The following is a 25,550-nucleotide window of genomic DNA, read 5'->3' as shown; positions in this document are numbered from 1 at the left end:
CGAAACCCCGGCACGCGCTCACATATGCCACGCTTGAGATGTTCGACCCACATCGAGGAGCGCGCACCGTGGAACGCCATGCCCCCCTGCCGGAACGCATCGGTCCCTACCGGGTCGTCGAACGGCTCGGCGAGGGCGGCATGGGCATCGTCTACGCCGGACTCGACCACGAGGGACGCAAGGTCGCCATCAAGGTGATCCGCCGCGAGTTCGCCGCCGACCCGCAGTACCGCGCCCGCTTCGCCGCCGAGGTCAGCGCCGCCCGCCGCGTCCGGCCGTTCTGCACCGCGCCCGTCCTGGACGCCGACCCCGGAGCCGACCCGCCCTACCTGGTCACCGAGTTCGTCAACGGCCTCAGCCTCGACGCCGCCGTCGCCAAGGACGGCCCGCTGCGCGGCGCCGACCTGGAGGCCGTCGCCGTCGGCATGGCCACCGCCCTCACCGCCATCCACGACGCCGACGTCGTCCACCGCGACCTCAAACCCGCCAACGTGCTGCTGTCCACCTTCGGGCCCCGCGTCATCGACTTCGGCATCGCCCGCTCGGCCGGCGGCACCCGGCTCACCGCCACCGGCGGGATCATCGGCACGCCCGCGTTCATGTCCCCCGAACAGATCAACGGCCGCTCCGCCACCCCCGCCTCCGACGTGTTCGCCTGGGGCGCGACGGTCGCCTTCGCCGCCCGCGGCGAACAGCCCTTCCCCGGCCCCTCCCTCCCCGTGATCATCCACCGGATCGTCACCGGCGAACCCGACCTGACCGGCCTGGGCGGCACCCTGCTCACCGTCGTCCGCGCCGCCCTCGCCAAGGACCCCGACCAGCGCCCCACCGCCCAGGAGATCCTCGACCGCCTCATCTCCAGCGGCGCCCGCGACCCCCAGCCCGCCCCCACCCCGGCGACACCGTCCCCACCCTCCACGCCCGCCCCACCCGCCCCGCTCGCCGAGGGCGAGGCCGCCGCCCTCGTCGAACACCAGTACCGCCAGGCCGCCGGCGCGGGCGACCCCGCCGCCATGCGCAACCTCGGCGTCCTCCTCAGCCAGAGCGGCCGCGCCGACGAGGCCAACTACTGGTACCAGCGCGCCGCCAGCACCGAATCCCACCAGCCGCACCACCCCTACGGCCAGCCGACCCAGGCACCCGCCTATCACCAGGAGGCCAGGCCCGCCTACGGCAAGCCCCCCTACAACAGCGCGGCGGTCTTCTCCCTGACGTTCGGCATCCTCAGCCTCTTCACCTGCGGACTCACCGCCATCCCCGCGATCGTCTGCGGCCACATGGGCTGGGTCCGCCACCGCCGCAACAACGAACGCGGCGGCTGGATGTGCATCACCGGGATCGTCCTCGGCTGGCTGATGATCGGCCTCCTCGCCCTGGCCGCCTGGGGCTCCACCCTCCCCGACGAGCCGACCGCGTAAATCCCGTTGCGCGGACCCGCACCCCGCTGGCACCGTAGATCACGTCACCGCGACACGATGACTTCCCGAAAGGAGGACCGGCCGTGAAGCTCCACCTGTATCGACTGCCCAAGGCGTCGCTGACGAGCCCCGGCCGGTATCCCCTTCCCTGACTTTCCGGCCGCGTGCGACAGCGACGCCGATCGCAGCAAACCCCACGCGGCTCTATCCCAACGGCAGAGGAACTGGTTTCAGGAACCAGATGATCTGGGTTCGAATCCCAGGAGCCGCACCATGCCCTCGTAGTCCAACGGCAGAGACGTCTCGTTGAGGACGAGGAGGATGCAGGTTCGAATCCTGCCGAGGGCACCAAGGGGCGGCGCCGGAGCAGGAGAGCCGGACTTGCCTGTAAAGCAAGCGCTTAACGCTGAGTGGGTTCGAATCCCACCCGCCCCACCGAATCCGCGAAGGCTGAGAACCGGGCCCGGCTTTGTCTTGCTCCCCTATCGGCAGGGGAGTCCGGCCCTCGCGGGCTGGGTTTCCTGTTTCGTCGCCGACTGCGGAAGGGCGTGCCCTTGCCGTCTGATGTCAGCTCCCCAGGCTGTCACCGCTCGACCAGCGGCCAGGATGTTCTTGGCCGCGTTGAGGTCCCGGTCGTGCCGGGTGCGGCAGGAGGGGCACGTCCAGTGCCGGGTGGACAGGGTCAGTGTCTTCAGCAGGTGCCCGCAGGCCGAGCAGGTCTTGCTGGAGGGGGACCAGCGGTCGATCACTGTCAGGGTGCGTCCGGTGCGGGCGCATTTGTAGTCGAGTTGGCGGCGGAACTCGCCCCAGCCGCAGTCGGCGATGGCCTTGGCCAGTCGCCGGTTGCGCATCATGTTGGCGACCGTCAGGTCCTCGATCACGATGGTGTCGGCCGAGCGCACCAGATGAGTGGTGGTGCGGTGCAGGAAGTCCTGCCTGGCGTTGCGGACTTTGCGGTGGGCGCGGGCGACTTTGGCCTTGGCCTTTTTCCGGTTGGCGCTGCCGGGCTGCTTGCGGGCCATCCGTCGTTGGTAGCGGGCCAGGTTGCGGGCTTTGCGCTCCAGGTGGCGGGGGTTGGTGATGCGGTCGCCGTCGGAGGTGGTGGCGAAGTGTTTGATCCCCAGGTCGACGCCGATGGCATGTCCGATCTGGGGGAGCGGGTCGGGGGCATGGATATCGACGGCGAAGGTGACATACCAGCGGCCGTCGGGTTCCCGTGAGACGATCACCATCGTCGGATGCAGGGTGGCTGGGTCCACGTCCTCGAACGACCACACGAACCGCAGCGCGGCCGTGGTCTTGGCCAACGTCAGTTTGCCGTCGCGCATGCGGAACGCGGCGCGGGTGAAGTGGACGCTCTGCCGTCCGTTGCGGGATTTGTAGCGAGGGTAACGGGCATGCCCGGCGAAGAAGTTGGTGAATGCGGCGTGCTGGTGGCGCAACGTCTGTTGCAACGGCACCGACGACACTTCGTTCAGGAACGTCAGTTCCTCGGTCTTCTTCCAGGCGGTGAGCTGGGCGTCGGTCTGCTTGTAGGTGGTGGATTTTCCCTCGTCGTGCCAGCGGCGGTGTCGTTCGGCCAGGGTTTTGTTCCATATCAGGCGTACGTATCCGAACGTGCGGCCGAGTAGGGCCGCCTGTTCGGGATCGGGATATGCCCGACATTTTTACGCTGTTCTCATGTGCTCATTCTTGTATGGCTGTTCATGATCGTGTGAGGAAACCACTGGATTGCGGGCGCGGTTGGACGGCGGCCACGGCGGGGGCGTGGCCGCCGTTGTCGCGCACGGAGCCATGTGCGCTTGGTGGGATCAGATTCGCTGGAGGGCGGCGGGGCGGCGGGTCTCGATCAGGGGGAGGAGGGTGGCCAGGGCCAGGAGGGCTCCGGCGATCGCGCCGGACGTGTCCACCAGGTGGTTGGTCTGGGTGCTCATGAAGCCCGTGGTGAACGCCGCCCCGGTGCCCACCCACGCGGCCACCAGGGCGGGCAGCAGGCGGGTGCCCCGGCGGTGGACCACGCCCAGGGCTCCGGCCGCGCCGAGGACCGCCAGTGTCGCGCCCACCGCGACGAACGTCTTCTGCGCCGCCGTCTCGAAGATCGTGTCGCCGGTGAGGACCCATCCGACGCGGACGAGGGCGTAGCCGATCGTCGCGACGGCGGCGGTGTTGGCCAGCAGGACCTGGAGGGGGCGGGTCGTGCCGTCGGCGAGGTCGGCGGCGCGCATCGCGAACACGTCCGCCCAGCGCACGCGGGCGTACAGGACGAACGCCGTCAGCAGCCCGATCGCCTGGAGGGTGAAGCCCCCGTAGACGACGGCGAACACCCACGGCTCGCCGTCGGCGCCGGGGGACTCGGGGATGGGGGAGCCGCCGGCCAGCGCCTGGACGGTCAGGCCGGCGGGCATGCCCAGCGCGATCGGGGTGAGCAGGCCGGTGCCCACCCAGATCGGGACCAGCACCAGCCAGGCGGGGACGCGCTGTCCCCAGGGGTAGGTGAACGCCAGGGCGACGAGGACCGCGACCAGGTCCATGCCCGCGGTGACGGCGTTGCCCGCGACGTACTCGGCGGTGGTCATGTCGGTGGAGCCGAAGCCGATGCTGCTTCCCGACAGCCACATGACCTTGAGGAACAGGTAGGGGACGCAGGCCGCGATCGTCACGTGGCAGGCGATGAGGCGCGCCCGCCACAGGCGTTTGTCGTTCGTCATGGGGCCAGCGTCGTGCGTGGTGCGGGGTCGGCGCCTCCCGCTGGCTGGGGAGCCGCCTCCCCTGCGTGGGGGATCGGTGATTTTCGCCGGGAGGCGTGGTCTGTTCCGGTGTAAGGCAACCCACCCTGAGGAGTGGATGATGGGCAAGGTCTACACGGCGGCCACCGTCTCCCTGGACGGCTTCATCGCCGGGCCGGACGAGAGTGGCTTCGATCGCCTGTTCCGGTGGTACGGGAACGGGGACGTGGAGGTTCCCTCGGCCAACCCGGACGTGCAGTTCCGGCTGACCAAGGAGAACGCCGGGGTCTTCGTGCCGATGATCGAGAACACCGGGGCGCTGGTCGTGGGCCGCAGGCTGTTCGACTTCACCAACGGCTGGGGCGGGCGGCACCCCCTGGGCCGGCACGTCGTCGTGCTCACCCACTCGGTGCCCGAGGGGTGGGCCGAGAGGGGGGAGAACTTCACGTTCGTCGGCGACGGGATCGAGAGCGCCGTCGCCACGGCCCGGGAGATCGCGGGCGGCCGGGACGTCGGCGTCAACGGCGGCACCATCGCCAGCCAGTGCCTGGAGGCGCGGCTGCTGGACGAGATCTGGGTCGCCCTCGCCCCGGTGCTGCTCGGCGCGGGCCGTCCCTACTTCGACGAGCTGCGGAACGCGCCGCTCGACCTGGAGGGGCCGCTGACGGTGCTGGACGCCAAGGACGTCACCCACCTGCGGTACCGCGTGCGCTACCCGTGACGGCGGCGCCCGGCCGTTCGCGGTAGGGCGTCTCCTTCCGGTTCCCGCCGTCACGGAACCGCCGCCGTCCGGGAAGGTCGGCGGCGGTGACGGGTTGTCTCGCGGGAGTCGCTGAACTAATGTCTGGACACGTGTCCGGAAACCAGCATCTGACGACCGAGTCCACCCGCCGCCGCCTCACCGAACGGCAGGCCGGCACCGTCCGGCGGCTCACCGACGCCGCCGTGGCGGAGCTGCGCGAGACCGGGTACGACGGGCTCACCGTGCGCAACGTCGCGCGCCGCGCGGGGGTCGCCCCGGCCACCGCCTACACCTACTTCGCCTCCAAGAACCACCTGATCACCGAGGTGTTCTGGCGGCGGCTCAGCGCCCTGCCCCCGGTCACCGAGCCCGGCGACGTCGGCGGCGTGCTGCGGGGGATCGCGCTGCTGGTGTCGGACGAGCCGGAGCTGGCGGCCGCCTGCACGTCCGCGATGCTCGGCGGCGACCCCGACGTGCGGGAGCTGCGGGTGCGGATCGGGCTGGAGATCCGGGCGCGCCTCCAGGCCGCGCTGGGGGAGGGCGCCGACCCGCGGGTGGTCGGCGCGCTGGAGATCGCCTATGCGGGCGCGCTGGTGCACGCCGGCATGGGCTACACGTCCTACGCCCGCATGGCCGACCGGCTGGGCGAGACGGCGGAGCTCATCCTGAACGACTCTTAGCGAGGTGACGGCTGTGCCCTCCCCTGACCGGGCTCCCTCCTACAGCCCGTACGACTACGCCGTCCACGAGGACCCCTACCCGATCTACGCGCGGCTGCGCGAGGAGGCCCCGCTCTACCGCAACGACGACCTCGACTTCTGGGCGCTGTCGCGGCACGGGGACGTGGCCCGGGCGTTCCGCGACCACGCGACGTTCTCCAGCGCCAACGGCGTGTCCCTGGAGCCGAACGCGTGGGGCCCGCACGCCCACCGCACCATGTCGTTCCTGGCGCTGGACCCGCCGCGCCACACCCGGATGCGCGCCCTGGTGTCCAGGGGCTTCACCCCGCGCCGGGTGAAGGAGCTGGGCGACGGCATTCTCGACCTCACCCGCCGCTACCTGACCCCGCTGCTGGACAAGGGCGAGGGCGACTTCGTGGCGGAGTTCGCGGGCCTTCTGCCGATGGACGTGATCTCGCAGATGATGGGCGTCCCCGAGGGCGACCGCGCCGAGGTGCGGCGGCTCGCCGACACGGTCGTCCACCGCGAGGAGGGCGTGCACGACGTGCCGCTCACCGGGATGGCGGCCGCCCTGACCCTGGTCGGCTACTACCAGGACATGGTCGCCGAGCGCCGTCGCCGCCGCCGCGACGACCTGACCTCGGCGCTGCTGGACGCCGAGATCGACGGGGACCGCCTCACCGACGAGGAGGTCATCGCCTTCCTGTTCCTGATGGTCGTGGCCGGGAACGAGACCACCACCAAGCTCCTGGCCAACGCCCTGTACTGGGGCTGGCGCAACCCCGGCCAGGCCGCCAAGCCCTTCGCCGACCCGGCCCGCGTCGACGACTGGATCGAGGAGACCCTCCGCTACGACACCTCCAGCCAGATGCTCGCCCGCACCGTCACGCGGGACCTGACCCTGCACGACCGGCGCGTCGCCGCGGGCGACCGGATGCTGCTGCTGGTCGGCTCCGCCAACCGCGACCCCCGCGCCTTCGACCGCCCCGACGACTACGACCTGGACCGCGACACCTCCCAGATCGTCAGCTTCGGCGGCGGCCGCCACTTCTGCCTGGGCGCGAACCTCGCCCGCCTGGAGGCCCGCATCGCCCTCGGCGAGCTCGTGGCGCGCGTCCGCGCCTACGAGGTCGACGGCGACCGGGCCGAACGCGTCCACTCGGCCAACGTCCGCGGCTTCGCGACCCTGCCCGTCCGCCTGGAGGTGCGGTAGATGCCCCGCTTCGACCCCCACCCCGACCGCCGTCCCGCCCTGGTCGCCGGCGCCTCCTCCGGGATCGGCGCCGCGACCGCCACCGCCCTGGCCGCCGCGGGCCATCCCGTCGCCCTCGGGGCCCGCCGCGCCGACCGGTGCGAGGAGCTCGCCGCCGCGATCCGCGCCGGGGGAGGGGAGGCGTTCGCGCACCCCCTGGACGTGGGCGACTCCGACTCGGTGAAGGCGTTCGCCGCCGCCGCCGAGGACGCCCTCGGCCCGGCCGAGGTCCTGGTGTCCGGCGCGGGCGACCTGGCGGCCGACCGCCTCCACGACCTCGATCCCGACGCCTTCCTCGCCCAGATCCAGGTCCACCTGGTCGGCGCGCACCGCCTGGTCGCGCAGGTCTGCCCGGGCATGGTCGCCCGCCGGCGCGGCGACATCGTGCTGGTCTCCTCCGACGTCGTCCGCGCGCCCCGCACCCGCATGGGCGCCTACGTCGCGGCCAAGAACGGCGTCGAGGGGATGGCCCGCGCCCTCCAGATGGAGCTGGAGGGGACGGGCGTGCGCGCCTCCATCGTCCGCCCCGGCCCGACCGCGACCGGCATGGGCATGAACTGGGATCCGCGGGTCACCGGCGAGGTCCTGGACGAGTGGGTCAGGTGGGGGCTGGCCCGCCACCCCTACTTCCTGCGCCCCTCCGACGTGGCGGCGGCCGTCGCCACCGTCGTGTCCGCCCCGCGCGGCGCCCACCTGACCCTGGTCGAGGTGCAGCCCGAGGCCCCCCTGGAGGAGAGATGAGCATCCCCGTGGTCTCCGGTGGCCCCGACCACCTGGAGGAGCTGCGCACCGACCCCATCGCGCTGATGCGGCGCGTGCGCGCCGAGTGCGGCGACGTGGGGGCGTTCCGGCTCGCCGACCGGACCGTGGTCCTGCTGTCGGGGGCCGAGGCCAACGAGTTCTTCTTCCGCGCCCCCGACGAGGACCTGGACCAGGCCGAGGCGTACCCGTTCATGACGCCGATCTTCGGTGAGGGCGTGGTGTTCGACGCCACTCCCGAGCAGCGCCGCGAGGCCCTGCACAACCAGGCGCTCAAGGGCTCGTTCCTCAAGGGCCACGCCGCCACGATCGCCGCCGAGGTGGAACGCATGACGGCCGGCTGGGGCGAGGCGGGCGAGATCGACCTGCTGGACTGGTTCGCCGAGCTGACGATCTACACCTCGTCGGCCTGCCTGATCGGCCGCAAGTTCCGCGACCAGCTCGACCGCCGGTTCGCCGAGCTGTACCACGACCTGGAGCGCGGCACCGACGCGCTCGCCTACGTCGACCCCTACGCGCCGATCGAGAGCTTCCGCAAGCGCGACGCGGCCCGCGCCGAGCTGGTCAAGCTGGTCCAGGGCATCATGGACGGCCGCGACCCCGACCCGCCCCGCGAGGAACGCGACCTGCTCGACATCCTCATCTCGGTCCGCGACGGGGACGGCGCCCCCCGCTTCACCGCCGACCAGGTGACCGGCATGTTCATCTCGATGATGTTCGCCGGGCACCACACCTCCTCGGGCACGGCGGCCTGGACCCTGATCGAGCTGCTCCGCCACCCGGAGGTCATGTCCGAGGTCGCCCGGGAGCTCGACGGCCTGTACGCCGACGGCCGGGAGATCAGCTTCCAGGCCCTGCGCGCGATCCCGCGCCTGGAGGCGGCGATCAAGGAGACCCTGCGCCTCCACCCGCCCCTGATCCTGCTGCTGCGGGTGGCCAAGACCGAGCAGGAGGTCCTCGGCCACCGCATCCCCGCCGGAACGCTGGTCGGGTGCGGCCTGGCCGTCTCCAACCGGATCCCCGGGGACTTCCCCGACCCCGACGCGTTCGACCCGTCCCGCTACGCCGCGCCCCGCGAGGAGGACCTGCTGAACCGCTGGACGTGGGTGCCGTTCGGCGCGGGCCGCCACCGCTGCGTCGGCGCGAACTTCGCGATGATCCAGCTCAAGGCGATCTTCTCGGTGCTGCTGCGCGACTGGGAGTTCGCGCTGGCCCAGCCGCCCGGCACCTACCGCGACGACCATTCCAAGATGGTCGTGCAGCTCGCCCGCCCCTGCGCCGTCCGCTACCGGAGGCGGCGATGAGGGTCCATGTCGACCTCGACCTGTGCCAGGGCCACGCCATGTGCGAGCTGGAGGCCCCCGACGTCTTCGAGGTCCCGCCGAAAGGCAGGGTCCGCGTCCTGGCCGATCCCACCGAGGACCAGCGGGACGAGGTCCTCGCCGCCGTCCGTTTCTGCCCCACCCGGGCCCTTCGACTGGAGGCGTGATGCCCGCGTTCCCGCGCGAGGAGATGGAAGCCATGGTCGCCCGCTGGCTGGAGGCCAACCGCCGCTGCGAGGAGCGGGGCGACTGGCGTCCGCTGGCCGACCTGTACACCGAGGACGCGACCTACGGCTGGAACATCGGCCCCGACCAGGACTTCATGGCGGTGGGCCGCACCGAGATCCGGGACCTGGCCCTGGGCGCGGAGATGGGCGGCCTGGACGGCTGGACCTACCCCTACCAGCGCATCCTGATCGACGAGGGCAACGGCGAGGTGGTCGGCTTCTGGAAGCAGGTCGCCGACGCCGTCCGCCCCGACGGGACCCCCTACGAGGTCCCCGGCATAGGCGGGAGCTGGTTCCGCTACGCCGGGGACGGCCGGTGGTCGTGGCAGCGCGACTGGTTCGACCTGGGCAACGTGACGGCGGTCTTCGTCGAGATGATGAAGGCGGGCGTGCTGTCGGACGGGATGAGGCGCCGCCTGGACCGGGCGGCCGCGGGCAAGCCGATCCCCGGCTACTACCGGCGGGGCGAATCCCCCGTCCCCCTCTGGTGACCGCTCCGCCCGCCCGGCGTCAGGAGGGCCGGACGACCTCGTAGGCCAGGTGGGTGACGCCGGCGCCCTCGATGACGACCGGGTCGCCCAGGCGGACGGGAGCCTTGGCGAGGTCGTCGAACCAGCGCACGCCCTCGCCGAGCAGGACCGGCACCAGGTCCACGTGGACGCCGTCGAGCAGCCCGGCGTCCAGGCACTGCCGGGCGATCTTCGCGCTGGCGACCACGACGTTCCTGTCACCGGCCGCCGCGCGGGCCGTCCGCACCGCCTCCTCGACGTCGCCGACGAAGGTGAAGGTGTCGGTGTGCGGCCAGTCGGCGGGCGGCTCCCGGTGGGTCACCACGACGATCGGCACGCCCAGCGGGTGGGTGCCGCCCCAGCCCTGGGTGATGTCGAACAGGTGGCGGCCCGCGACCAGGGCGCCCACGTCGGCCATGGCGTCGCGCATGTAGCGGGCGCTGGCGGGCGACATGCGGAACGTCGCCCACTCCACGGCGGTGGGGACCTCGACGTCCCCGCTGCCCATCCAGCCGAACAGCTGGTCGATCCCGTCGGCGGGGTCGGCGATGAAACCGTCCAGCGACATCGACATGTTCGCGATGACCTTGCCCATGGCGTGCTCCTCGGCGTCGTCCCCGGTCTTCCCCGGGGCGTTGCGGTGTTGCGGTGTGGCACTGACAACGATGTCGCCGCGCGCCGATCGGAACATCGGCCAGGTGGCCGATGCCGGGAAGACGCCTGGACGAGACCGGGGACTGGCACAATGTCCGCGATGTCCGCTGAGCGTGTTCCCCACCGGCTGCCACCGCGCCTGACCAGCTTCGTCGGCCGGCAGACCGAGCTGGACGGGCTGGCCGAGGCGCTGCGCGGCGGCGGGCTGGTCACCCTCGTGGGCCCGGGAGGCTGCGGCAAGACCCGGCTGGCGGCCGAGACCGCCGCCCGGCAGGCCCGGACACGGCCGGACGGGGTCTGGTGGGTCGACCTGTCGGACGTCGCGGACCCGGCGGCCGTCCCCGGGGCGCTCGGCGCGGCGCTGGGCGTCCTGGTCGCGCCCGGCCGGGCCGCCGCCCCGGCGCTGGCCCGGCAGCTCAGCGACCGGCGCGCGCTGATCTGCCTGGACAACTGCGAGCACGTGCTGGACGCGGCCGCCGAGCTGGTGATGGAGCTGCTGCGCGGCTGCCCGGACGTGGTGGTGCTGGCCACCGGCCGCGAGCCGCTGGGCGTGCCGGGCGAGGTCGTGTGGCGGGTGCCGCCGCTCAGCGGGGGCGACGCGGTCGCGCTGTTCGAGGAGCGTGCGGGCGGTGCCCCGGCGTCGGCGCGGGCGCGGGCCGCCGTGCGCACGGCCTGCGCGCGGCTGGACGGCATCCCGCTGGCGATCGAGCTGGCCGCCGCCTGGTCGGGCACCCTGTCGGCGGAGGAGATCCTGCGCGGGCTCGACGACCGGTTCGCGCTGCTGGTGCGGGGCCCGCGCGGCGTGCCGGCCCGGCACCGGACCCTCGCCGCGTCGATGGCCTGGAGCCACGATCTGCTGGCCGAGGACGACCGCGTCCTGTTCCGGCGCCTCGGGGCGCTGTGCGGCGGGTTCACGCTGGCGACCGCGCGGGGCGTGTGCGCGTTCGAGCCCCTGGACGGGACCGCGGTGCGCGACGGCCTGCGCCGGCTGGTCGACAAGTCGCTGCTGGTCGCCGACACCCGCGGCGACCCGGCCCGGTTCCGGATGCTGGAGACGGTCCACCGGTACGCCGCCGCGCTGCTGGAGGCGTCCGGCGAGACCGAACGCGTCCGGGACCGCCACCTGGACACCTACCTGGCCTTCGCCGAGGAGGCCGCGCCCCTGCTCGCCACCGACAAGGACGCCTGGCGCGCCGCGGTCGTCCCCGAACGGGACAACCTGCGCGCCGCCGTCGAGCACGGCCTGTCGCTGCCCGACGCCGGGCGCGGGCGGCGGCTCGCCGCCGAGCTGGCCTGGCTGTGGCACCTGGACGGGCACGGCCACGAGGGGATGGAGCTGCTCGGCCGCGCGATCGAGCGCGGCGCGGGCGAGCGGACCGCGCTCCAGGCCCGGTTGCTGACGGGCCTGGCGCTGGTCGCCGACACCACCCGCCCCCTCGGCCTGGAGTACGACGCGGCCGAGGCCGCGCTGGAGATCTCCACCGGGCTCGGCGACGAGGCCGGCGCGTGCCTGGCCCGGCTGCTGCTCGCGGTCGGCCGGTTCGCGTTCGACCTGGACGCCGGCCGGGCCCTGGCGGAGGCCGCCCGCGACCAGGCGCGGCGGGCGGGCGAGGCGTTCGTGGCCGACGCGGCGACGGCCCTGACGGGGATCATCGCGCACCTGCGCGACGACCACGCGGCGGCGGTGCCGCTGCTGGAGGCGTCCGTCGCCGGGCTGGCCGCGCGCGGCGAACGCGGCATCGCCTCCACGGCGCTGGCGTTCCTGGCCGCCGGCGTCCTGTACGGCGGCGACCCGGCGCGGGCCCGCGAGCTGGCCGCCGAGGCGCTGCGCATGGCCCGGCCCCTGGGCGGCCTGCACCGGGTGGGGCTCGCGGGCGCCGTGCTGGCGACCGTGGAGGGCACGGCGGGACGCCTGGCGGAGGCCCACGCGGTCCTGGAGCCGATGGTCCGGCTGCTGGAGGGTTCCGACCCGCCGCCGTTCGTGCCCGGCCTGGCGCGCGCCATGGGATGGCTGCGCCTGTGGGAGGGACGGCCGGGCGAGGCGGCCGGATGGTTCCGGAGCGAGGCGGACTGGCGGGACGGCGCGACCCTGGCCGACCTCACCCCGCAGGCCCTGACGGGCCTGGCGGAGGCGCTGCGCGCCACCGGCGACGCCGACGCGGCCACCGAGGCCTGCGAGCGCGCCCTCGCCGCCGCCCGGCACGCCGGGATGCCCCGGGTGCTCGCCGACGCACTGGAGCAGTCCGCCCTGCTGGCCGACGACGCCGCGCGCGCCGAGGACCTGCACCACCAGGCCCTGGCCCTGCGCGCCGACCACGGGCTGTGGCTGTGCTGCGTGCCCGGCCTGGAGGCGCTGGCCGGGCTGGCCGCCCGGGCGGGGTCGTTCGTCGAGGCGGCCCGGCTGTTGGGCGCCTGCGACCGCGCCCGCGAGGAGATGGGGTACCCCCGGCGGTCCCCCTGGCGCGGCCCCGCCGACGACCTGCCCGCGCTCCTGCGCGAGGCGCTGGGCGACGACGCCCACGACGCGGCGCGGGCCGAGGGCCGGGCGCTAGACCTGCGCGACGCGGTCGCCTACGCGCGCCGCGCCCGGGGCCGCCGCGGCCGTCCCTCCAGCGGCTGGGACAGCCTCACCCCGACCGAACGCGGCGTGGTGCGGCTGGCCGTCGAGGGCCTCAGCAACCCCGAGATCGGGGCCCGCCTGTTCATGAGCCGCAGCACCGTCAAGACCCACCTGTCGCACGTGTACGCCAAGCTGGGCGTGGCCAACCGGACCGAGCTGGCCGCCCTCGCCGGGCCGCTGCTCACCGACACCTGACGGCGGCGGGCCCGCTGCCGGAGCCGCCCCGCTAGATCTGCCCCTCGGGCTTGGCCGGGATGGTCTCCTTGATCACGTCTCCCAGCTCCACCAGCACGTCGCCGGGGGGCGCGTACTTCGCCGGGACCGTGACCTCCACGTACGCCTGCCGCGCCACCGCCGTCCAGGTGACCGGCCGGTCGGCGGGGTAGCCGAACCACTCCACCCCGTTCACCGTCTGGAGCTGCGAGTCGGCCCGCAGCGTCGCCGGACGCTCCACCCCGCACCGCAACGCGATCGCGGGAGAGCCCCAGGCGGCCGTCAGCGGCGAGGCGGGCGCCGTGTCGCGGCGCGCCTCCCCGTGCACCTTCTCGGGCAGGCGCAGCCCCTCGCACAGTCGCTTGGTCGCGGCGTCGGGTCTGGGCGCGTTCACCTGGACGGCGTCGCCCCCGCAGGCCGTGAGCAGCGACGCGGGCACCGCGCACGCCACCAGGACCGGCCGGGCGAACCGGGAGAAGCCGAACACGAAAGTCGCGAGCCCCTTTAGATGTGCACGATCGGACAGGTGAGCGTCCGGGTGATCCCCTCGACGGCCTGGATCTGCGCGACCACCAGCTTGCCCAGCTCGTCGACGTTGCGGGCCTCGGCCCGCACGATGACGTCGTAGGGACCGGTCACGTCCTCGGCCAGGGTGACGCCGCTGATCCCGCTGATCTCACCGGCCACGTCGGCTGCCTTGCCGACTTCGGTCTGGATGAGGATGTAGGCCTGCACCATCACGTCCTCCCCGGGCGGAGAAAATGCCGTCGGACGGTCACCGTATCGTGTTACGGACCGGGACGGGGGACCGGGCCCGGACAAGACCATCGTGCCAGGCTCCGGGACCGGCCACCACGGCGGGGCCCGGGGACGCCCGGAACGCCGCCGCAGGAGATCTCCGGAATCGGCACACGGGACGGGCGGAACGGGACGTATGGGAACGATCGGGGAACTCGGTGAGTTCGGCCTCATCGGGCGGCTGACGCGCGGGCTCCCGCGGGGACCGCAGGTGGAACTGGGCCCCGGCGACGACGCCGCCGTGGTCGCCGCGCCGGACGGCCGGGTCGTCGCCACCGCCGACCTGCTGGCCGAGGGACGGCACTTCCGCCGCGACTGGTCCGGCCCCTACGACATCGGCCGCAAGGCCGCCGCGCAGAACCTCGCCGACGTCGTGGCCATGGGCGCCCGCCCCACCGCGCTGCTGGTCGGGCTCGCCGTGCCCACCGGCCTGGAGACCGCCTGGGCGGAGGAGCTCTACCGGGGCCTGTCCGACGAGTGCGCGCTGACCGGCGCGTCCATCGTGGGCGGCGACGTCGTCGCGGCCGAGCGGATCACCATCGCCGTCACCGCGCTCGGCGACCTGGCCGGCCGTCCGCCGCTGCTGCGCTCGGGCGCCCGGCCCGGCGACCTGGTGGCCGTGCGCGGCGACCTCGGCCTGTCCTCGGCCGGCCTGGCCCTGCTGCTCGACGGCGCGAGCGCCCCCGCCGAGCTGATCGAGGCCCACCGCCGCCCCCGGCCCCCCTACGCGGCGGGGGAGGAGGCCCGCCGGGCGGGGGCCACGGCCCTGATGGACGTCAGCGACGGCCTCCTGCAGGACCTGGGCCACATCGCGGCGGCCTCCGGCGTCCGCGTCGACGTCCGGTCCCGCCAGGTCCCCGTCCCGGAGATCCTGGGCCCCGCCCCCGACGCTCTCCGGCACGCCCTCACCGGCGGCGAGGACCACTCCTTCGCCGGGACCTTCCCCCCGGACGCCGACCTCCCCCCGTCCTGGACGGTCATCGGAACGGTGACGGAGGAGGCGCCGGAGGCCCCCGGGGTGACCGTGGACGGAAGGCCGCACGGCCCCGGCGGTTGGGATCATTTCCGCAGATGAGAACGGAAGGAGGGGGCCCGGTCCGCCGCTGCGCGTTTACTCGTCTGGTAGGCATGTTTGGTGTTGGTTTGGTATACATCCCTGTGATCGAAGAGGGATGGGATGGGACGACACAACAAGCGCGAGCCGGATGCTGACGGAGGCGCGGCGGATCACGCCGGGTACTTCGACGGCCCCTCCCCGGACGACCCCCGCGACCGGGACCAGGCCCCCGAGGGCGGGCCGGACCAGCCGAGGAGACGCGGGCTCAACCTGCCGATGCCGATGCTGCCGATCGTGGCGGCGGTCGCGGCGGCGGGCGTCGTCACCTACGCCTACAGCACCAAGCAGATCTCGCTGAACTTCGGCGGCGGAGGCGGCTCCCACGCCCCCCAGGCCGGCGCCCCCCTCGACAGCCAGGTCTCCCAGCGCAACCCCGGCCGGCGCACCAGCCGCGGCGCCCCGCGCGCCGACTCCGAACGGCTGACGGTCAGGTTCCAGCTCGTCACCAAGACCGCCCGCGGCTTCACCGGCACCGCCACCATCACCAACCGCGGCACCGCCCCCGTGGCGCGCTGGGCCCTGGCGTTCCAGATCCCGAAGGCCAAGGTCCGCTCCCTCTCCGGCGGCACCGTCGTCAAGACCGGCCGGACCGGCTGGGTGCGCAGCCCGGCCGGAGCCCCCGCGCTGGCCCCCGGCCAGTCCGTGAAGATCACTTTCACCGCCGCCGGCCGCGCCGGCGGCCCCTCCGCCTGCCGGATCAACAAGAGGTCCTGCACGCGCGGCTGACCGGCGGCCGCACCATCCCCCATCACCCCGAACGCCCCTAGAGTGGGCGTCATGACGCAGAACCCGCCCACCGGCCCGACCCCGCCCCTCGTGCTCACCGTCGCCGGATCCGACTCCGGCGGGGGCGCAGGCATCCAGGCCGACCTGAAGACGATGCTGGCCTGCGGCGTCCACGGCATGAGCGTCATCGCCGCCGTCACCGCCCAGAACTCCCTCGGCGTCCAGGGCTACTGGGAGCTGCCCCCCGAGGCCGTCCGCGCCCAGCTCGACTCGGTCCTGTCCGACATCGGCGTCCACGCCGTCAAGACCGGCATGCTGGCCTCCACGGCCCTGGTCGAGACCGTCGCCGAGGCCCTGTCGGCCGTGGACGCGCCCGTCATCGTCGACCCGGTGGGCGTCTCCAAGCACGGCGACACGCTGCTCGCCGAGGAGGCCGTGGACGCCGTCCGCACCGCCCTGCTGCCCGTCGCGACCGTCGCGACCCCCAACCTGTGGGAGGTCGAGCAGCTCACCGGCGTCAAGGTCGTGGACGAGTCGGGCATGCGCGAGGCCGCCGAGGCGGTCAAGGCGCTCGGCCCCCGGTGGGTGCTGATCAAGGGCGGGCACCTTCCCGGCGAGCCCGCCGACCTGCTGTTCGACGGCGAGACCGAACGCCGCTACACCGCGCCCCGGCACGACAACCGGCACACCCACGGCACCGGCTGCACCCTCGCCTCGGCGATCGCCTCCCACCTCGCCCTCGGCGCGGACGTCCCCACCGCCGTGGAGCGGGCCAAGGAGTACGTCACCGGCGCCATCGCCGCGGGCTTCCCGCTCGGCGCGGGCATCGGCCCGGTCGACCACGGCTGGCGCACGCGCTGAGCCGCCGAGCCACGGGCCGGCGAGCCGCGGGGCGGTCGCCGCGACCGCCCCGCGAGGTCACACGGGCGGCCGGGGGCAACACGAAAAGCCGGCCCATCGGATCACTCCGATGAACCGGCCAGAGGTGCGCGGGTTCCTCCCGCGGCCGAGCGTCAGACGGTCGGCTTGGCGACCTTGCCGGCCTTGATGCAGGACGTGCAGGCGTTGATCCGCTTGGTGCCGCCGTTGATCACGGCGCGCACCCGCTGGATGTTGGGGTTCCAGCGGCGCGGGGTGCGGCGGTGCGAGTGGGAGACGCGCATGCCGAAACCGGGTCCCTTGCCGCAGACGTCGCAAACGGAAGCCACGGGAAACTCCAAGTGGGTGTCGGTGCTCTGAATCTGGAGCGCCCGGTCCGGCGGCCGCGCATGACGCTGGGCCCTGGTGGGGCGCTCACTGATAGGCGCCCCGGACGAGGCGCATGGATCAGACTAGCCGACCCTGCGCCCGGTATGCGAATCGGCCTGCGGATTCACCCTTGATCGGTTTCCAACGGCACCGCGGGCGCGATACAGAGGTAACCCGGAACCTACGGAGGGGAGCCAGGGTGGGCGAGGTCCTCGACGGCGCGGCGGCACGACGGTGGGCGCGGCTGGCGGCCGAGGCGCTGGGCCGCACCCGGGGCGAGATCGACGCCCTGAACGTCTTCCCCGTCCCCGACGGCGACACCGGCACCAACCTGCACCTCACCGTGCTCGCCGCCGCCGACGCCGTGGACGAGCTGCCCCCCGGCGCCGGGACGGCCACCGTCTGGCGCACCCTCGCCCAGGGCGCGCTGCTGGGGGCCCGCGGCAACTCCGGGGTGATCCTCAGCCAGATGTTCCGCGGCCTGGCCGACATCCTCGGCCACCAGGGCGCGCCCCCGGACGGCGAGGTGTTCGGGGACGCCCTGGAGTACGCCGCCGTGCTGGCCCGCAACGCCGTCGAGCACCCCGTCGAGGGCACGATCCTCACCGTCCTGGAGGCCGCCTCCGCCGCGACCGGACCGGCCGGTCCCGGCCTGGCCGCCGCCGCCCGCGCCGCCGCCTCCGGAGCCCGCCGCGCGCTGCGGGCCACTACCGGCCAGCTGGAGGTGCTGGCCCGCAACGGCGTCGTCGACGCGGGCGCGGCGGGCCTGTGCGTGGTCCTCGACGCCCTCGCCGCGGTGATCACCGAGGAGTACCCCGAGCGCTACGAGGTCCCCGCCCGCACCGCCGGGCCCACCCCCGTCCGCGAGGAGCGCGGCCCCGCGCCCGGCCCCGGCTACGAGGTGATGTACCTGCTGGACGCGCCCGACGAGACCGTCCCGGACCTGCGCGCGCGCCTGGACGGCCTCGGCGACTCGCTGGTCGTGGTCGGCGGCGGCGGGCTGTGGAACGTCCACGTCCACGTCGACGACGCCGGGGCCGCGATCGAGGAGGGGCTGGCCGCCGGGCGCGTCCACCGCATCCGCGTCACCTACCTGCACGCCCCCGCCACCGAGCAGGAGCAGCCGCACGCCCCCTGCCGGGGCCGCGCCGTGGTCGCCGTCACCGCCGCCGACGGGCTGGCCGAGCTGTTCGAGGCGGGCGGGGCGACGGTGGTGCGGCGCGCGCCCGGCGCCGTCCCGCCGCTGGCGGTGCTGGCCGAGGCGATCCTGGCGGCGGGCGACGAGGTGGCGGTGCTGCCCAACGAGCCGGAGGTCCTGGCCCTGGCCGAGGCCGCCGCCGAACGCGCCCGCGACAGCGGCGCCCGCATCGCCGTCGTCCCCACCAAGGCCTCGGTGCAGGGGCTGGCGGCGCTGGCGGTGCACGATCCGCTGCGCCGCTTCGGCGAGGACGTGATCGCCATGACCCGCGCGGCCGGGGCCACCCGCTTCGGCCATCTGGAGATCGCCGCCGAGGAGGCCGTCACCAGCGTCGGCCTGTGCCAGCCCGGCGACGTGCTCGGCATGATCGACGGCGATGTCGCCATGATCGGCGCGGGCCTGCCCGCCGTCGCCCGCGGCGTCCTGGACCGGATGCTGTCGGCCGGCGGCGAGCTGGTCACCCTCGTGGTCGGCGTCCACGCCCCCGCCGGGCTGGCCGAACGGCTGGAGGAGCACCTGCGCATCGCCCACCCCGACGTGGAGGTCGGCGTCTACGAGGGCCGCCAGGAGCGCTACCCGCTGCTCGTCGGCGTCGAGTGACATCCCGCCCGACCGGCCGCACCGGGCCGTTCCTGTCACCCCCATGGGCTTGAATGGGACGCGTGGCGAATCTCGACGAGCCGTTGCACAAGGTCCTCGGCGACAAGACCGCGAAGGTGCTGGCCAAGGGGCTCGACCTGCACACGGTCGGGGACCTGCTGCACCACTACCCCCGCCGGTACGCGCACCGCGGCGAGCTGACCCCGCTGAACGAGCTGGAGGACGGCGAGCACGTCACCGTGATGGCCGAGGTCGTCAAGGTGCAGGGCCGCAGCCTCACCCGCAGCCCCGGCTACGTGCTGGAGATCACGGTCACCGACGGCACCGGCGAGCTGAAGCTCAGCTTCTTCGGCCGCAAGGGCTCCTACGTGCCCGAACGCGACCTGTCGCCGGGCACCCGCGGCCTGTTCGCCGGGAAGATCAGCAGCTACGCCATGCGGAACGGCCGGGTGCAGCGCCAGCTCGCCCACCCCCAGTACAAGGTGGTCGCCGCCCGCGACGCGGCCGCCGCCGCCCAGGAGTGGGCCGACGAGATCATCCCGATCTACCCGACCACCAAGGGCCTGGACATCGACGCGATCGGCAAGTCGGTCGGCCTGCTGCTGGACCAGCTCGACCTGGGCCCCGACCCGGTGCCCGAGGAGCTGCTGCGCCGCCGCCGCATGATCGGCCTGAAGGAGGCCTACGAGGGCATCCACCGCCCGGCGGACTGGGAGGAGCTGGGCCGCGCCCGCCGCCGCCTGAAGTGGGACGAGGCGTTCGTCCTCCAGATCGCCCTGGCGCAGCGCCGGCTGGCCGCCGCCGCCCTGCCCGCCAAGCCCCGGCCGAGGGTCCCGGGCGGCATCCTGGACGCGTTCGACGAGCGCCTGCCGTTCGACCTGACCGACGGCCAGCGCCAGGTCGGCGAGGAGGTCGCCGCCGACCTGTCTCACGAGCACCCCATGCACCGCCTCCTCCAGGGCGACGTCGGCGCGGGTAAGACTGTGGTCGCGTTGCGGGCGATGTTGCAGGTGGTGGACGGTGGCGGGCAGGCCGCGCTGCTCGCGCCGACCGAGGTGCTCGCCCAGCAGCACCACCGGTCGATCACCGGGATGCTCGGGGAGCTGGCGCAGGCCGGGCAGATCGGCGGGGCCGAGCAGGCGACGCGGGTGGCGCTGCTGACCGGGTCGCAGGGGGCGAAGGCGCGCAAGGCCGCGTTGCTGGACGTGGCGTCGGGGTCGGCGGGGATCGTCGTGGGCACCCACGCGCTGCTCCAGGACCACGTGCAGTTCGCCGACCTGGGGCTGGTGGTGGTGGACGAGCAGCACCGGTTCGGGGTGGAGCAGCGGGACGCGCTGCGGGAGAAGGTCGCCGGCGGGCGGCCGCACGTGCTCGTCATGACCGCGACGCCGATCCCCCGGACGGTCGCGATGACCGTGTTCGGCGATCTGGAGACCTCCGTGCTCGGGCAGCTCCCGGCGGGGCGGTCGGGGATCCAGACCCATGTCGTGCCGCCGGAGAGGCCCGCGTTCCTGGCCCGGACCTGGGAGCGGATCAAGGAGGAGGCCGCGCAGGGCCGGCAGATCTACATCGTCTGCCCGCGCATCGGGGAGCGGGAGGGCGACGAGGGCGACGTCCCGGCCGCCGCCGAGGGGGAGGACGGGCCGCGCCGGTCCCCGCTGGGGATCATGGAGCTGCTGCCCCGGCTGGAGGACGAGCTGCTGGCCGGCCTGCGGATCGGCGTGCTGCACGGCAAGCTGCACCCCGACGAGAAGGACGCGGTGATGCGGCGGTTCGGCGACGGCGAGCTGGACGTGCTGCTGGCGACCACCGTGATCGAGGTCGGGGTCGACGTGCCCAACGCCACCGTCATGGTGATCATGGACGCGGACCGGTTCGGCGTGTCCCAGCTGCACCAGCTGCGCGGCCGGGTCGGGCGGGGCAGCCTGCACGGCCTGTGCCTGCTGGTCACCGACGCCGAGCCCGGCAGCAAGGCACGCGAGCGCCTGGACGCCGTCGCCTCGACCACCGACGGGTTCCGGCTGTCGCGGCTGGACCTGGAGCAGCGCCGGGAGGGCGACGTGCTGGGGGCCGCGCAGGCGGGGCGGTCGTCGAGCCTGCGCCTGCTGACGTTGCAGAACGACGAGGACGTGATCCACGACGCGCGCGCGGAGGCGACCGCGCTGGTGGAGGCCGACCCCGAGCTGAAGGGGCATCCGGCCCTGGCGGCGGAGCTGGCCGTCCTGCTGGACGAGGAACGCGCGGAGTACCTCGAGAAGGCCTGACCGGCACGGTTCCCGAACGGTCCCCGGCGCGAGCGCGCCGGGGGCCGTTCGCTGTGACGACCGTCACCTACTAAACCCCTAGGGGGTATGTTAGCTTCACTTCCCGAACGGATACCCCCTAGAGGTATATGGAGGCGGCGATGTCCGCGAACGTGCAACGGCGCCGGTGGTGGGCGCTCCTGGTGCTGGCCATGGCCCAGTTCATGGTGATCATGGACACCTCGATCATCGGGGTCGCGCTGCCCGACATGCAGCGCGACCTCGGCTTCTCGTCCGGCGGCCTGCAGTGGGTGTTCAACGCCTACGTGGTCGTCTTCGGCGGCCTGCTGCTCCTCGGCGGCCGCCTGTCGGACCTGCTCGGCGCCCGGCGGGTGTTCGCCGCGGGCTGGGCGGTGCTCATCGCCGGATCGGTCGTCGCGGCCGCCGCGCAGGACGCCTGGGTGGAGATCCTGGGACGCGGCGTGCAGGGCGTCGGCGGCGCGCTGATCACCCCGGCGGCCATGACCCTGCTCATGGCGATCTTCGGCGGCAACCCCCGCGAGCTGGGACGGGCCATGGCCCTGTACGGCGCGGCGGCCCCGGCGGGCGGCACGGCCGGGGTGTTCCTCGGCGGCGTGCTCACCGAGTGGCTGAGCTGGCCGTGGGTCTTCGTCATCTACGTCCCGATCGGCCTGGCCACCCTGGCGGCCGTCCCGGCGGTGCTGCCCGCCGTCGGGGCCCGGCGCGGCTCGGTGGACCTGCTCGGCGCGGTCGCGGTGACCGCGGGCCTGGCCCTGGCGGTGTTCGCGGTGGTCCGCGCCCCCGAGCAGGGCTGGGGCTCGGCGGCGACGCTGCTGCAACTGGGCGGCGCGGCGGTGCTGCTGGCGGCGTTCGTCGGCGTCCAGCGGGCGCTGCGGCAGCCGCTGATGCCGCTGCGGATCTGGCGCACGCCCGACCTGGCCGCCGCCAACGTGGTGTTCGCCCTGCTGGGCGCCGCGTGGATCCCGGCCTGGTACTTCCTCAACCTCTACCTCCAGCAGGTCCTCGGCTTCGGGGCGTTCGCCAGCGGCGCGGCGCTGCTGCCGATGACCGTCACGATCATGGTGCTGATGGTCGGGGTCACCGGGCGGCTGATGGGCCGGTTCGGGACCAGGCCGCTGACGGTGACCGGCCTGGCCGTGCTGGCGCTCGGCCTCGGCGGGCTGTCGCTGGCCCGGCCCGGCGGCAGCTTCGCGGTGGACGTGCTGGCCGCCTCCCTGGTCGCGGCCCTCGGCATGTCGCTGGCCTACATCCCCACGATGATGGCGGCGATCTCGCGGGTCGCGCCGCAGGAGAGCGGGCTGGCCTCCGGCATCGTCAACACCACCTACCAGGTCGGCTCGGCGCTGGGCCTGGCCGTCGCCACCGCGCTGGCCACCGCGCGGGGCGCGGACGCCCTCGGGAACGCCGCCCGGCTGACCGACGGCTTCCAGGCGGCGTTCCTGGTCGCGGCGGGCGTCGCCGGACTCGGGGCGGTGCTGGCGCTGGCGCTGCTGCGCGGGCGCCGCGCGGGCGCCGCCGAACGGAGGGAGCCGGTCGCGGAGCCGGTCGCATGACCGGGTGCTGTAGCGGGACGAGGGGGCGCACTGGCGGCGCTCCCTCGCTCTCGCCCGTATTCCCTACTTAACTAGTTGATTTAATCTAGATCTTGGGTGACCATGGAGGCGTGAACGTCACCGCGTCCCTCACCGCGCGCCTGCACGTCGACCTCCGGCGGCAGGCCAGTGCGCTGTGTCGCCGTCCCTGATCCCGCCGACCCCGACCGGATCCGACGGCCTCCCGGAGGACAGCACCATGACGATCATCGACCACCGCTCCCGTCCCGACACCCTCGACCCCGATCCGCCCGTGCTCGCCGACCTGGAAGGACGCCTGCGCGCCCCCGAGCCCGAGGCGCGCGTCGCCGCGCTGCGGGCGCTCGTCCGCACCGCCCGCGACGGCCACGTTCCCGGCGGCACCGGCGACACCCTCGCCTGGGCGCTGGCCGACCAGGACGCCGCGGTGCGCCGGATCGCCGCCGCCGCGCTGCGCGAGCTGCCCGAGCTGTACCTCGGCGACGACGGCGTGCGCGCCCTGCGCCTGGCCGCCGCGCACGGACGCGACCCCGACGTCCGCTCCACCGCCGCCGACCTGCTGGACACCCTGGTCCGCGGCGCGTCCGAACTGTACGCCCAGGGCCTCCAGGACGACGAGACCCACGTGCGGGTCCAGGCCGTGCTCGGCCTGGTCGTGCTGGGCGCCGCGGGCGAGGTCGCCGAGGCCGCCGACGACCCCGCCCGCGAGGTGCGGGCCGCCGTCGCCGAGGGCCTGGCCCGGCTGGCGACGCCCGCCGGGACGGCCGTCCTGGACCACCTGCTGGCCGACCACGACCCGGTCGTGCGGATGGCCGCCCTGGACGCCGCCGCCGAGCTGGGCGTTCCCGAGCGCCTGGCCGCCCGCGTCGCCGCCGCCGTCACGCACCCCGGCTGGCAGGTCCGCCGCCGCGCCGCGCTCGCCCTCGGCGCGGCCGCCCCCGAGACCGCGATCCCGCCGCTGGTCCACGCGCTGCGCGACCGCATCGTCGACGTCCGCCGCGCCGCCGTCCAGTCCCTGGAGCAGTGGGCCGCCGACCACCCGCGGGCCCTGACCGCGCTGACCGAGGCGCTGGCCGACCCCGATCCCGGCGTCCGCACCCAGGCGCGCTGGTCACTGGCCTGACCCGGCCGGGAGGCGCGGACCGAACGCCTCCGGCGCCGCCCCCGATGCGGGCGGGGCGTCTCGGGGTGGGGACGCCCCGCCCGTTTCCGGGGCGGCGCCGGAGCGTTTTCCGTAATGGACTCGTCACCGAACGCGATGGACCGTGAGGGCGTCGAACCAGTAGGGAGGAAGGAAACAGCGCCCGACTCAAGGAGCACCGATGACGGCCGTACGTCCCCTGCTGCCGCACGACCCGGCCCGGCTGGGGGGTTACGAGCTGGTCGGCCGTCTCGGCGAGGGCGGGCAGAGCATCGTCTACCTGGGGCGGGGCGAGGACGGCCGGACCGCGGCGGTGAAGCTGCTGCGCGTCCAGCTCAGCCAGGACCCGCAGTGGCGCGCCCGGTTCGAACGCGAGCTGGACGTCCTCGGCCGCGTCGCCGGGTTCTGCACCGCGCAGGTCCTGGCGGCCGACGTCGCGGGCGACCTGCCGTACGTGGTCAGCGAGTACGTGCCCGGCCCCTCGCTCACCGGGCTGGTCACCGAGCGCGGCCCGCGCGTCGGCACCGACCTGGACCGCCTCGCCATCGGCACGGTCACCGCGCTGGCCGCCATCCACCGCGCCGGGATCCTGCACCGCGACTTCAAGCCCTCCAACGTGCTGATGGGCCCCGACGGCCCGCGCGTGATCGACTTCGGGATCGCGCGGGTGATGGGCGCGGTGCGCTCCACCACCAGCGGCATCGTCGGCACCCCCTCCTACATGGCCCCCGAGCAGATCAGCGGCGAGGACCTGGGCACGGCGGTGGACCTGTTCGCCTGGGGCGCGACGATGCTGTTCGCGGCGACCGGGCGGCACCCGTTCGGCAACGACACCATCTCGGCGGTCTTCCACCGCATCCTGCACCACGAGCCCGACCTGTCCCCGCTGCCCGAACCGCTGCGCGGGGTCGTGGCCGCCAGCCTGGACAAGGACCCCGCGGGCCGCCCGCAGGCCCAGCAGGCGCTGCTGGACCTGCTGGGACGCCGCGCCCCCGCCCCGGCCGTGCCGCCCGAACGCGCCCTGGACACCGGCGCCTTCCTGGCCGAGCCCCCGGCCGACGAGACGCCCACCGAGCGGATCGCGGCCCGCGCCGACGAGGAGCGCACCCCCCGCCTCGAACCGCCCGTCCCCCCGGCGGCCCGGCCGCGCCCCGGCCGCCGCAGGGTGATCGCGGCGGGGATCCCGGTGATGCTGCTGGCCGCCGGGGGAACGGTGTGGGCGCTGGCCGACGACCGGCCCCCGCCCGTCCGGCGGGGAGCGCCGTCGGCCGCCGTCGCCGACACCCCGGCCCCGCCCGGGCACGCCGTCACCGCCGCGGCCATCGCGGCCGGGACGATCGAGGCGGTGCTGACGTTCGAGCACGACCGGTTCGACCGGAACGTCGCCGCCGCGCACGCCCGCGTCACCCCCCGGTACCGCGCCGACTACGACGCCCGCCTGGCCGCCGAGAACTTCCGCGAGAACCTGCGCGCGACCCGCAGCGCCGTCGCCGTCGACGTCACCGACACCGCCGTCACGGCCGCCGGGCCCGGCGGCGTCACCGTGCTGGCCCATCTGCGCCGGACCGTCCGGTCGGCGGGGCGCGCGCCCGACACCCGGCGGTACACGATGCAGGCGACCCTGGTCGCGCGGGGCGCCGCCTGGCTGCTGGACGGCCTCTACGAGGTGCGGGCCGACGCCGTTCCCGCGTCCGCCGAGACCGGGTCCTGGCCCGGCGCGGCCGCCCGCGCCGCGCTCGCCGCC

General features: G+C 74.4%; 23 protein-coding genes, 3 tRNA genes and 1 pseudogene. 21 read left to right on the top strand and 6 right to left on the bottom strand.

All coding sequences use genetic code 11. The features are described 5' to 3' along the window. The first annotated feature begins 68 nt into the window (after positions 1–68). The 4 genes from AKI01S_RS19600 to AKI01S_RS19585 all read left to right on the top strand — a co-directional run bounded on the left by AKI01S_RS19600 (position 69) and on the right by AKI01S_RS19585 (position 1,853). Complete coding sequence (locus tag AKI01S_RS19600; protein ID WP_067819587.1) at positions 69–1,418, top strand: protein kinase domain-containing protein; 1,350 nt, start codon at positions 69–71, stop codon at positions 1,416–1,418. Positions 1,419–1,616: 198 nt separating this feature from the next. Next, a tRNA-Leu gene (locus AKI01S_RS19595) sits at positions 1,617–1,692 on the top strand. 1 nt (position 1,693) lies between these two features. Next, a tRNA-Leu gene (locus tag AKI01S_RS19590) sits at positions 1,694–1,769 on the top strand. Between the two features lies 1 nt (position 1,770). After that, positions 1,771–1,853, top strand: a tRNA-Tyr gene (locus tag AKI01S_RS19585). Positions 1,854–1,900: 47 nt separating this feature from the next. Here the strand turns inward: AKI01S_RS19585 and AKI01S_RS19580 are convergent. Together AKI01S_RS19580 and AKI01S_RS19575 are read right to left on the bottom strand one after the other, a co-directional pair. Next, positions 1,901–3,085, bottom strand: a pseudogene (locus tag AKI01S_RS19580) (RNA-guided endonuclease InsQ/TnpB family protein); the annotation flags it as partial. A gap of 144 nt (positions 3,086–3,229) precedes the next feature. Next, on the bottom strand, positions 3,230–4,126 hold the full coding sequence (locus AKI01S_RS19575) for a hypothetical protein (RefSeq protein WP_067819585.1): 897 nt from the start codon (positions 4,124–4,126) through the stop codon (positions 3,230–3,232). Positions 4,127–4,265: 139 nt separating this feature from the next. Between AKI01S_RS19575 and AKI01S_RS19570 the strand changes: the two genes are divergently transcribed. The 7 genes from AKI01S_RS19570 to AKI01S_RS19540 all read left to right on the top strand — a co-directional run bounded on the left by AKI01S_RS19570 (position 4,266) and on the right by AKI01S_RS19540 (position 9,617). Beyond that, positions 4,266–4,865, top strand: coding sequence for a dihydrofolate reductase family protein (locus tag AKI01S_RS19570; RefSeq protein ID WP_067819584.1), 600 nt, complete (start codon positions 4,266–4,268; stop codon positions 4,863–4,865). A gap of 131 nt (positions 4,866–4,996) precedes the next feature. After that, positions 4,997–5,566, top strand: a complete 570-nt coding sequence (locus AKI01S_RS19565; RefSeq protein WP_245681701.1) for a TetR/AcrR family transcriptional regulator — start codon at positions 4,997–4,999, stop codon at positions 5,564–5,566. A 13-nt stretch (positions 5,567–5,579) separates the two neighbouring features. Next, a complete protein-coding gene (locus AKI01S_RS19560) occupies positions 5,580–6,779 on the top strand; it encodes a cytochrome P450 (protein ID WP_067819580.1) in 1,200 nt (399 codons plus the stop codon). Next, a complete protein-coding gene (locus AKI01S_RS19555; protein WP_067819576.1) occupies positions 6,780–7,559 on the top strand; it encodes an SDR family oxidoreductase in 780 nt (259 codons plus the stop codon). Further along, complete coding sequence (cyp51, locus tag AKI01S_RS19550; RefSeq protein ID WP_067819573.1) at positions 7,556–8,881, top strand: lanosterol 14-alpha demethylase; 1,326 nt, start codon at positions 7,556–7,558, stop codon at positions 8,879–8,881. The genes AKI01S_RS19555 and cyp51 overlap by 4 nt, the downstream gene beginning before the upstream one ends. Beyond that, the gene (locus AKI01S_RS19545) at positions 8,878–9,066 is read left to right on the top strand and encodes a ferredoxin (RefSeq protein ID WP_067819570.1); all 189 of its coding nucleotides are present in this window, start codon (positions 8,878–8,880) and stop codon (positions 9,064–9,066) included. Before cyp51 ends, AKI01S_RS19545 begins: the two co-directional genes overlap by 4 nt. Then, entirely contained in the window at positions 9,066–9,617 is a 552-nt protein-coding gene (locus tag AKI01S_RS19540; RefSeq protein WP_067819567.1) for a YybH family protein, read from the top strand. The genes AKI01S_RS19545 and AKI01S_RS19540 overlap by 1 nt, the downstream gene beginning before the upstream one ends. Before the next feature lie 19 nt (positions 9,618–9,636). Here the strand turns inward: AKI01S_RS19540 and AKI01S_RS19535 are convergent, their stop codons facing one another. After that, on the bottom strand, positions 9,637–10,230 hold the full coding sequence (locus AKI01S_RS19535) for a dihydrofolate reductase family protein (protein WP_067819564.1): 594 nt from the start codon (positions 10,228–10,230) through the stop codon (positions 9,637–9,639). Positions 10,231–10,389: 159 nt separating this feature from the next. Here AKI01S_RS19535 and AKI01S_RS54295 point away from each other — a divergent pair, with 159 nt between their 5' ends. Continuing rightward, positions 10,390–13,104, top strand: a complete 2,715-nt coding sequence (locus tag AKI01S_RS54295; protein ID WP_281186081.1) for a LuxR C-terminal-related transcriptional regulator — start codon at positions 10,390–10,392, stop codon at positions 13,102–13,104. A 31-nt stretch (positions 13,105–13,135) separates the two neighbouring features. Here AKI01S_RS54295 and AKI01S_RS19525 read toward each other — a convergent pair whose 3' ends face one another. Continuing rightward, positions 13,136–13,609, bottom strand: a complete 474-nt coding sequence (locus AKI01S_RS19525; RefSeq protein ID WP_067819558.1) for a DUF3515 domain-containing protein — start codon at positions 13,607–13,609, stop codon at positions 13,136–13,138. Positions 13,610–13,626: 17 nt separating this feature from the next. After that, positions 13,627–13,860: an Lrp/AsnC family transcriptional regulator gene (locus tag AKI01S_RS19520; RefSeq protein WP_067819556.1), complete on the bottom strand. Its 234-nt coding sequence runs from the start codon at positions 13,858–13,860 to the stop codon at positions 13,627–13,629. A 196-nt stretch (positions 13,861–14,056) separates the two neighbouring features. Here AKI01S_RS19520 and AKI01S_RS19515 point away from each other — a divergent pair, with 196 nt between their 5' ends. The 3 genes from AKI01S_RS19515 (at position 14,057) to thiD (ending at position 16,624) form a co-directional block, all read left to right on the top strand. Further along, positions 14,057–14,995: a thiamine-phosphate kinase gene (locus AKI01S_RS19515; RefSeq protein ID WP_067819551.1), complete on the top strand. Its 939-nt coding sequence runs from the start codon at positions 14,057–14,059 to the stop codon at positions 14,993–14,995. A gap of 102 nt (positions 14,996–15,097) precedes the next feature. Further along, on the top strand, positions 15,098–15,763 hold the full coding sequence (locus tag AKI01S_RS19510) for a cellulose binding domain-containing protein (protein ID WP_067819548.1): 666 nt from the start codon (positions 15,098–15,100) through the stop codon (positions 15,761–15,763). Between the two features lie 51 nt (positions 15,764–15,814). After that, entirely contained in the window at positions 15,815–16,624 is an 810-nt protein-coding gene (gene thiD, locus AKI01S_RS19505) for a bifunctional hydroxymethylpyrimidine kinase/phosphomethylpyrimidine kinase (RefSeq protein ID WP_067819697.1), read from the top strand. Positions 16,625–16,776: 152 nt separating this feature from the next. On the opposite strand, the gene rpmB is transcribed toward thiD, so the two are convergent. Continuing rightward, on the bottom strand, positions 16,777–16,971 hold the full coding sequence (gene rpmB, locus AKI01S_RS19500; protein ID WP_067819545.1) for a 50S ribosomal protein L28: 195 nt from the start codon (positions 16,969–16,971) through the stop codon (positions 16,777–16,779). A 239-nt stretch (positions 16,972–17,210) separates the two neighbouring features. Between rpmB and AKI01S_RS19495 the strand changes: the two genes are divergently transcribed. The 6 genes from AKI01S_RS19495 to AKI01S_RS54290 form a co-directional block, all read left to right on the top strand. Further along, complete coding sequence (locus AKI01S_RS19495; protein WP_067819540.1) at positions 17,211–18,809, top strand: DAK2 domain-containing protein; 1,599 nt, start codon at positions 17,211–17,213, stop codon at positions 18,807–18,809. Between the two features lie 62 nt (positions 18,810–18,871). Next, positions 18,872–21,073, top strand: a complete 2,202-nt coding sequence (recG, locus tag AKI01S_RS19490) for an ATP-dependent DNA helicase RecG (RefSeq protein ID WP_067819538.1) — start codon at positions 18,872–18,874, stop codon at positions 21,071–21,073. Between the two features lie 140 nt (positions 21,074–21,213). Continuing rightward, on the top strand, positions 21,214–22,647 hold the full coding sequence (locus AKI01S_RS19485) for an MFS transporter (RefSeq protein WP_067819695.1): 1,434 nt from the start codon (positions 21,214–21,216) through the stop codon (positions 22,645–22,647). Between the two features lie 110 nt (positions 22,648–22,757). After that, entirely contained in the window at positions 22,758–22,838 is an 81-nt protein-coding gene (locus AKI01S_RS54680; protein WP_369688730.1) for a putative leader peptide, read from the top strand. Positions 22,839–22,885: 47 nt separating this feature from the next. Beyond that, on the top strand, positions 22,886–23,788 hold the full coding sequence (locus AKI01S_RS19480) for a HEAT repeat domain-containing protein (RefSeq protein ID WP_083999859.1): 903 nt from the start codon (positions 22,886–22,888) through the stop codon (positions 23,786–23,788). A gap of 199 nt (positions 23,789–23,987) precedes the next feature. Beyond that, positions 23,988–25,550, top strand: a 1,563-nt coding sequence (locus AKI01S_RS54290) for a serine/threonine-protein kinase (RefSeq protein ID WP_157419947.1), incomplete at its 3' end; no start/stop codon positions are given.

It is taken from the genome of Actinomadura kijaniata NBRC 14229 (assembly GCF_001552175.1).
Lineage (GTDB): Bacteria > Actinomycetota > Actinomycetes > Streptosporangiales > Streptosporangiaceae > Spirillospora > Spirillospora kijaniata.
This window is presented reverse-complemented; position numbering and strand designations above follow the sequence as displayed.

Bases quoted from the DNA above. Each gene is read 5' to 3' on its own strand.
- AKI01S_RS19485 (WP_067819695.1), top strand. From the start codon at position 21,214: ATGTCCGCGAACGTGCAACGGCGCCGGTGGTGGGCGCTCCTGGTGCTG.
- AKI01S_RS19570 (WP_067819584.1), top strand. From the start codon at position 4,266: ATGGGCAAGGTCTACACGGCGGCCACCGTCTCCCTGGACGGCTTCATC.
- thiD (WP_067819697.1), top strand. From the start codon at position 15,815: ATGACGCAGAACCCGCCCACCGGCCCGACCCCGCCCCTCGTGCTCACC.
- AKI01S_RS19540 (WP_067819567.1), top strand. From the start codon at position 9,066: ATGCCCGCGTTCCCGCGCGAGGAGATGGAAGCCATGGTCGCCCGCTGG.
- AKI01S_RS19535 (WP_067819564.1), bottom strand. From the start codon at position 10,230: ATGGGCAAGGTCATCGCGAACATGTCGATGTCGCTGGACGGTTTCATC.
- AKI01S_RS19520 (WP_067819556.1), bottom strand. From the start codon at position 13,860: ATGGTGCAGGCCTACATCCTCATCCAGACCGAAGTCGGCAAGGCAGCC.
- AKI01S_RS19480 (WP_083999859.1), top strand. From the start codon at position 22,886: ATGACGATCATCGACCACCGCTCCCGTCCCGACACCCTCGACCCCGAT.
- AKI01S_RS19515 (WP_067819551.1), top strand. From the start codon at position 14,057: ATGGGAACGATCGGGGAACTCGGTGAGTTCGGCCTCATCGGGCGGCTG.
- AKI01S_RS54295 (WP_281186081.1), top strand. From the start codon at position 10,390: ATGTCCGCTGAGCGTGTTCCCCACCGGCTGCCACCGCGCCTGACCAGC.
- AKI01S_RS19555 (WP_067819576.1), top strand. From the start codon at position 6,780: ATGCCCCGCTTCGACCCCCACCCCGACCGCCGTCCCGCCCTGGTCGCC.
- cyp51 (WP_067819573.1), top strand. From the start codon at position 7,556: ATGAGCATCCCCGTGGTCTCCGGTGGCCCCGACCACCTGGAGGAGCTG.
- AKI01S_RS19575 (WP_067819585.1), bottom strand. From the start codon at position 4,126: ATGACGAACGACAAACGCCTGTGGCGGGCGCGCCTCATCGCCTGCCAC.
- AKI01S_RS19545 (WP_067819570.1), top strand. From the start codon at position 8,878: ATGAGGGTCCATGTCGACCTCGACCTGTGCCAGGGCCACGCCATGTGC.
- AKI01S_RS19510 (WP_067819548.1), top strand. From the start codon at position 15,098: ATGGGACGACACAACAAGCGCGAGCCGGATGCTGACGGAGGCGCGGCG.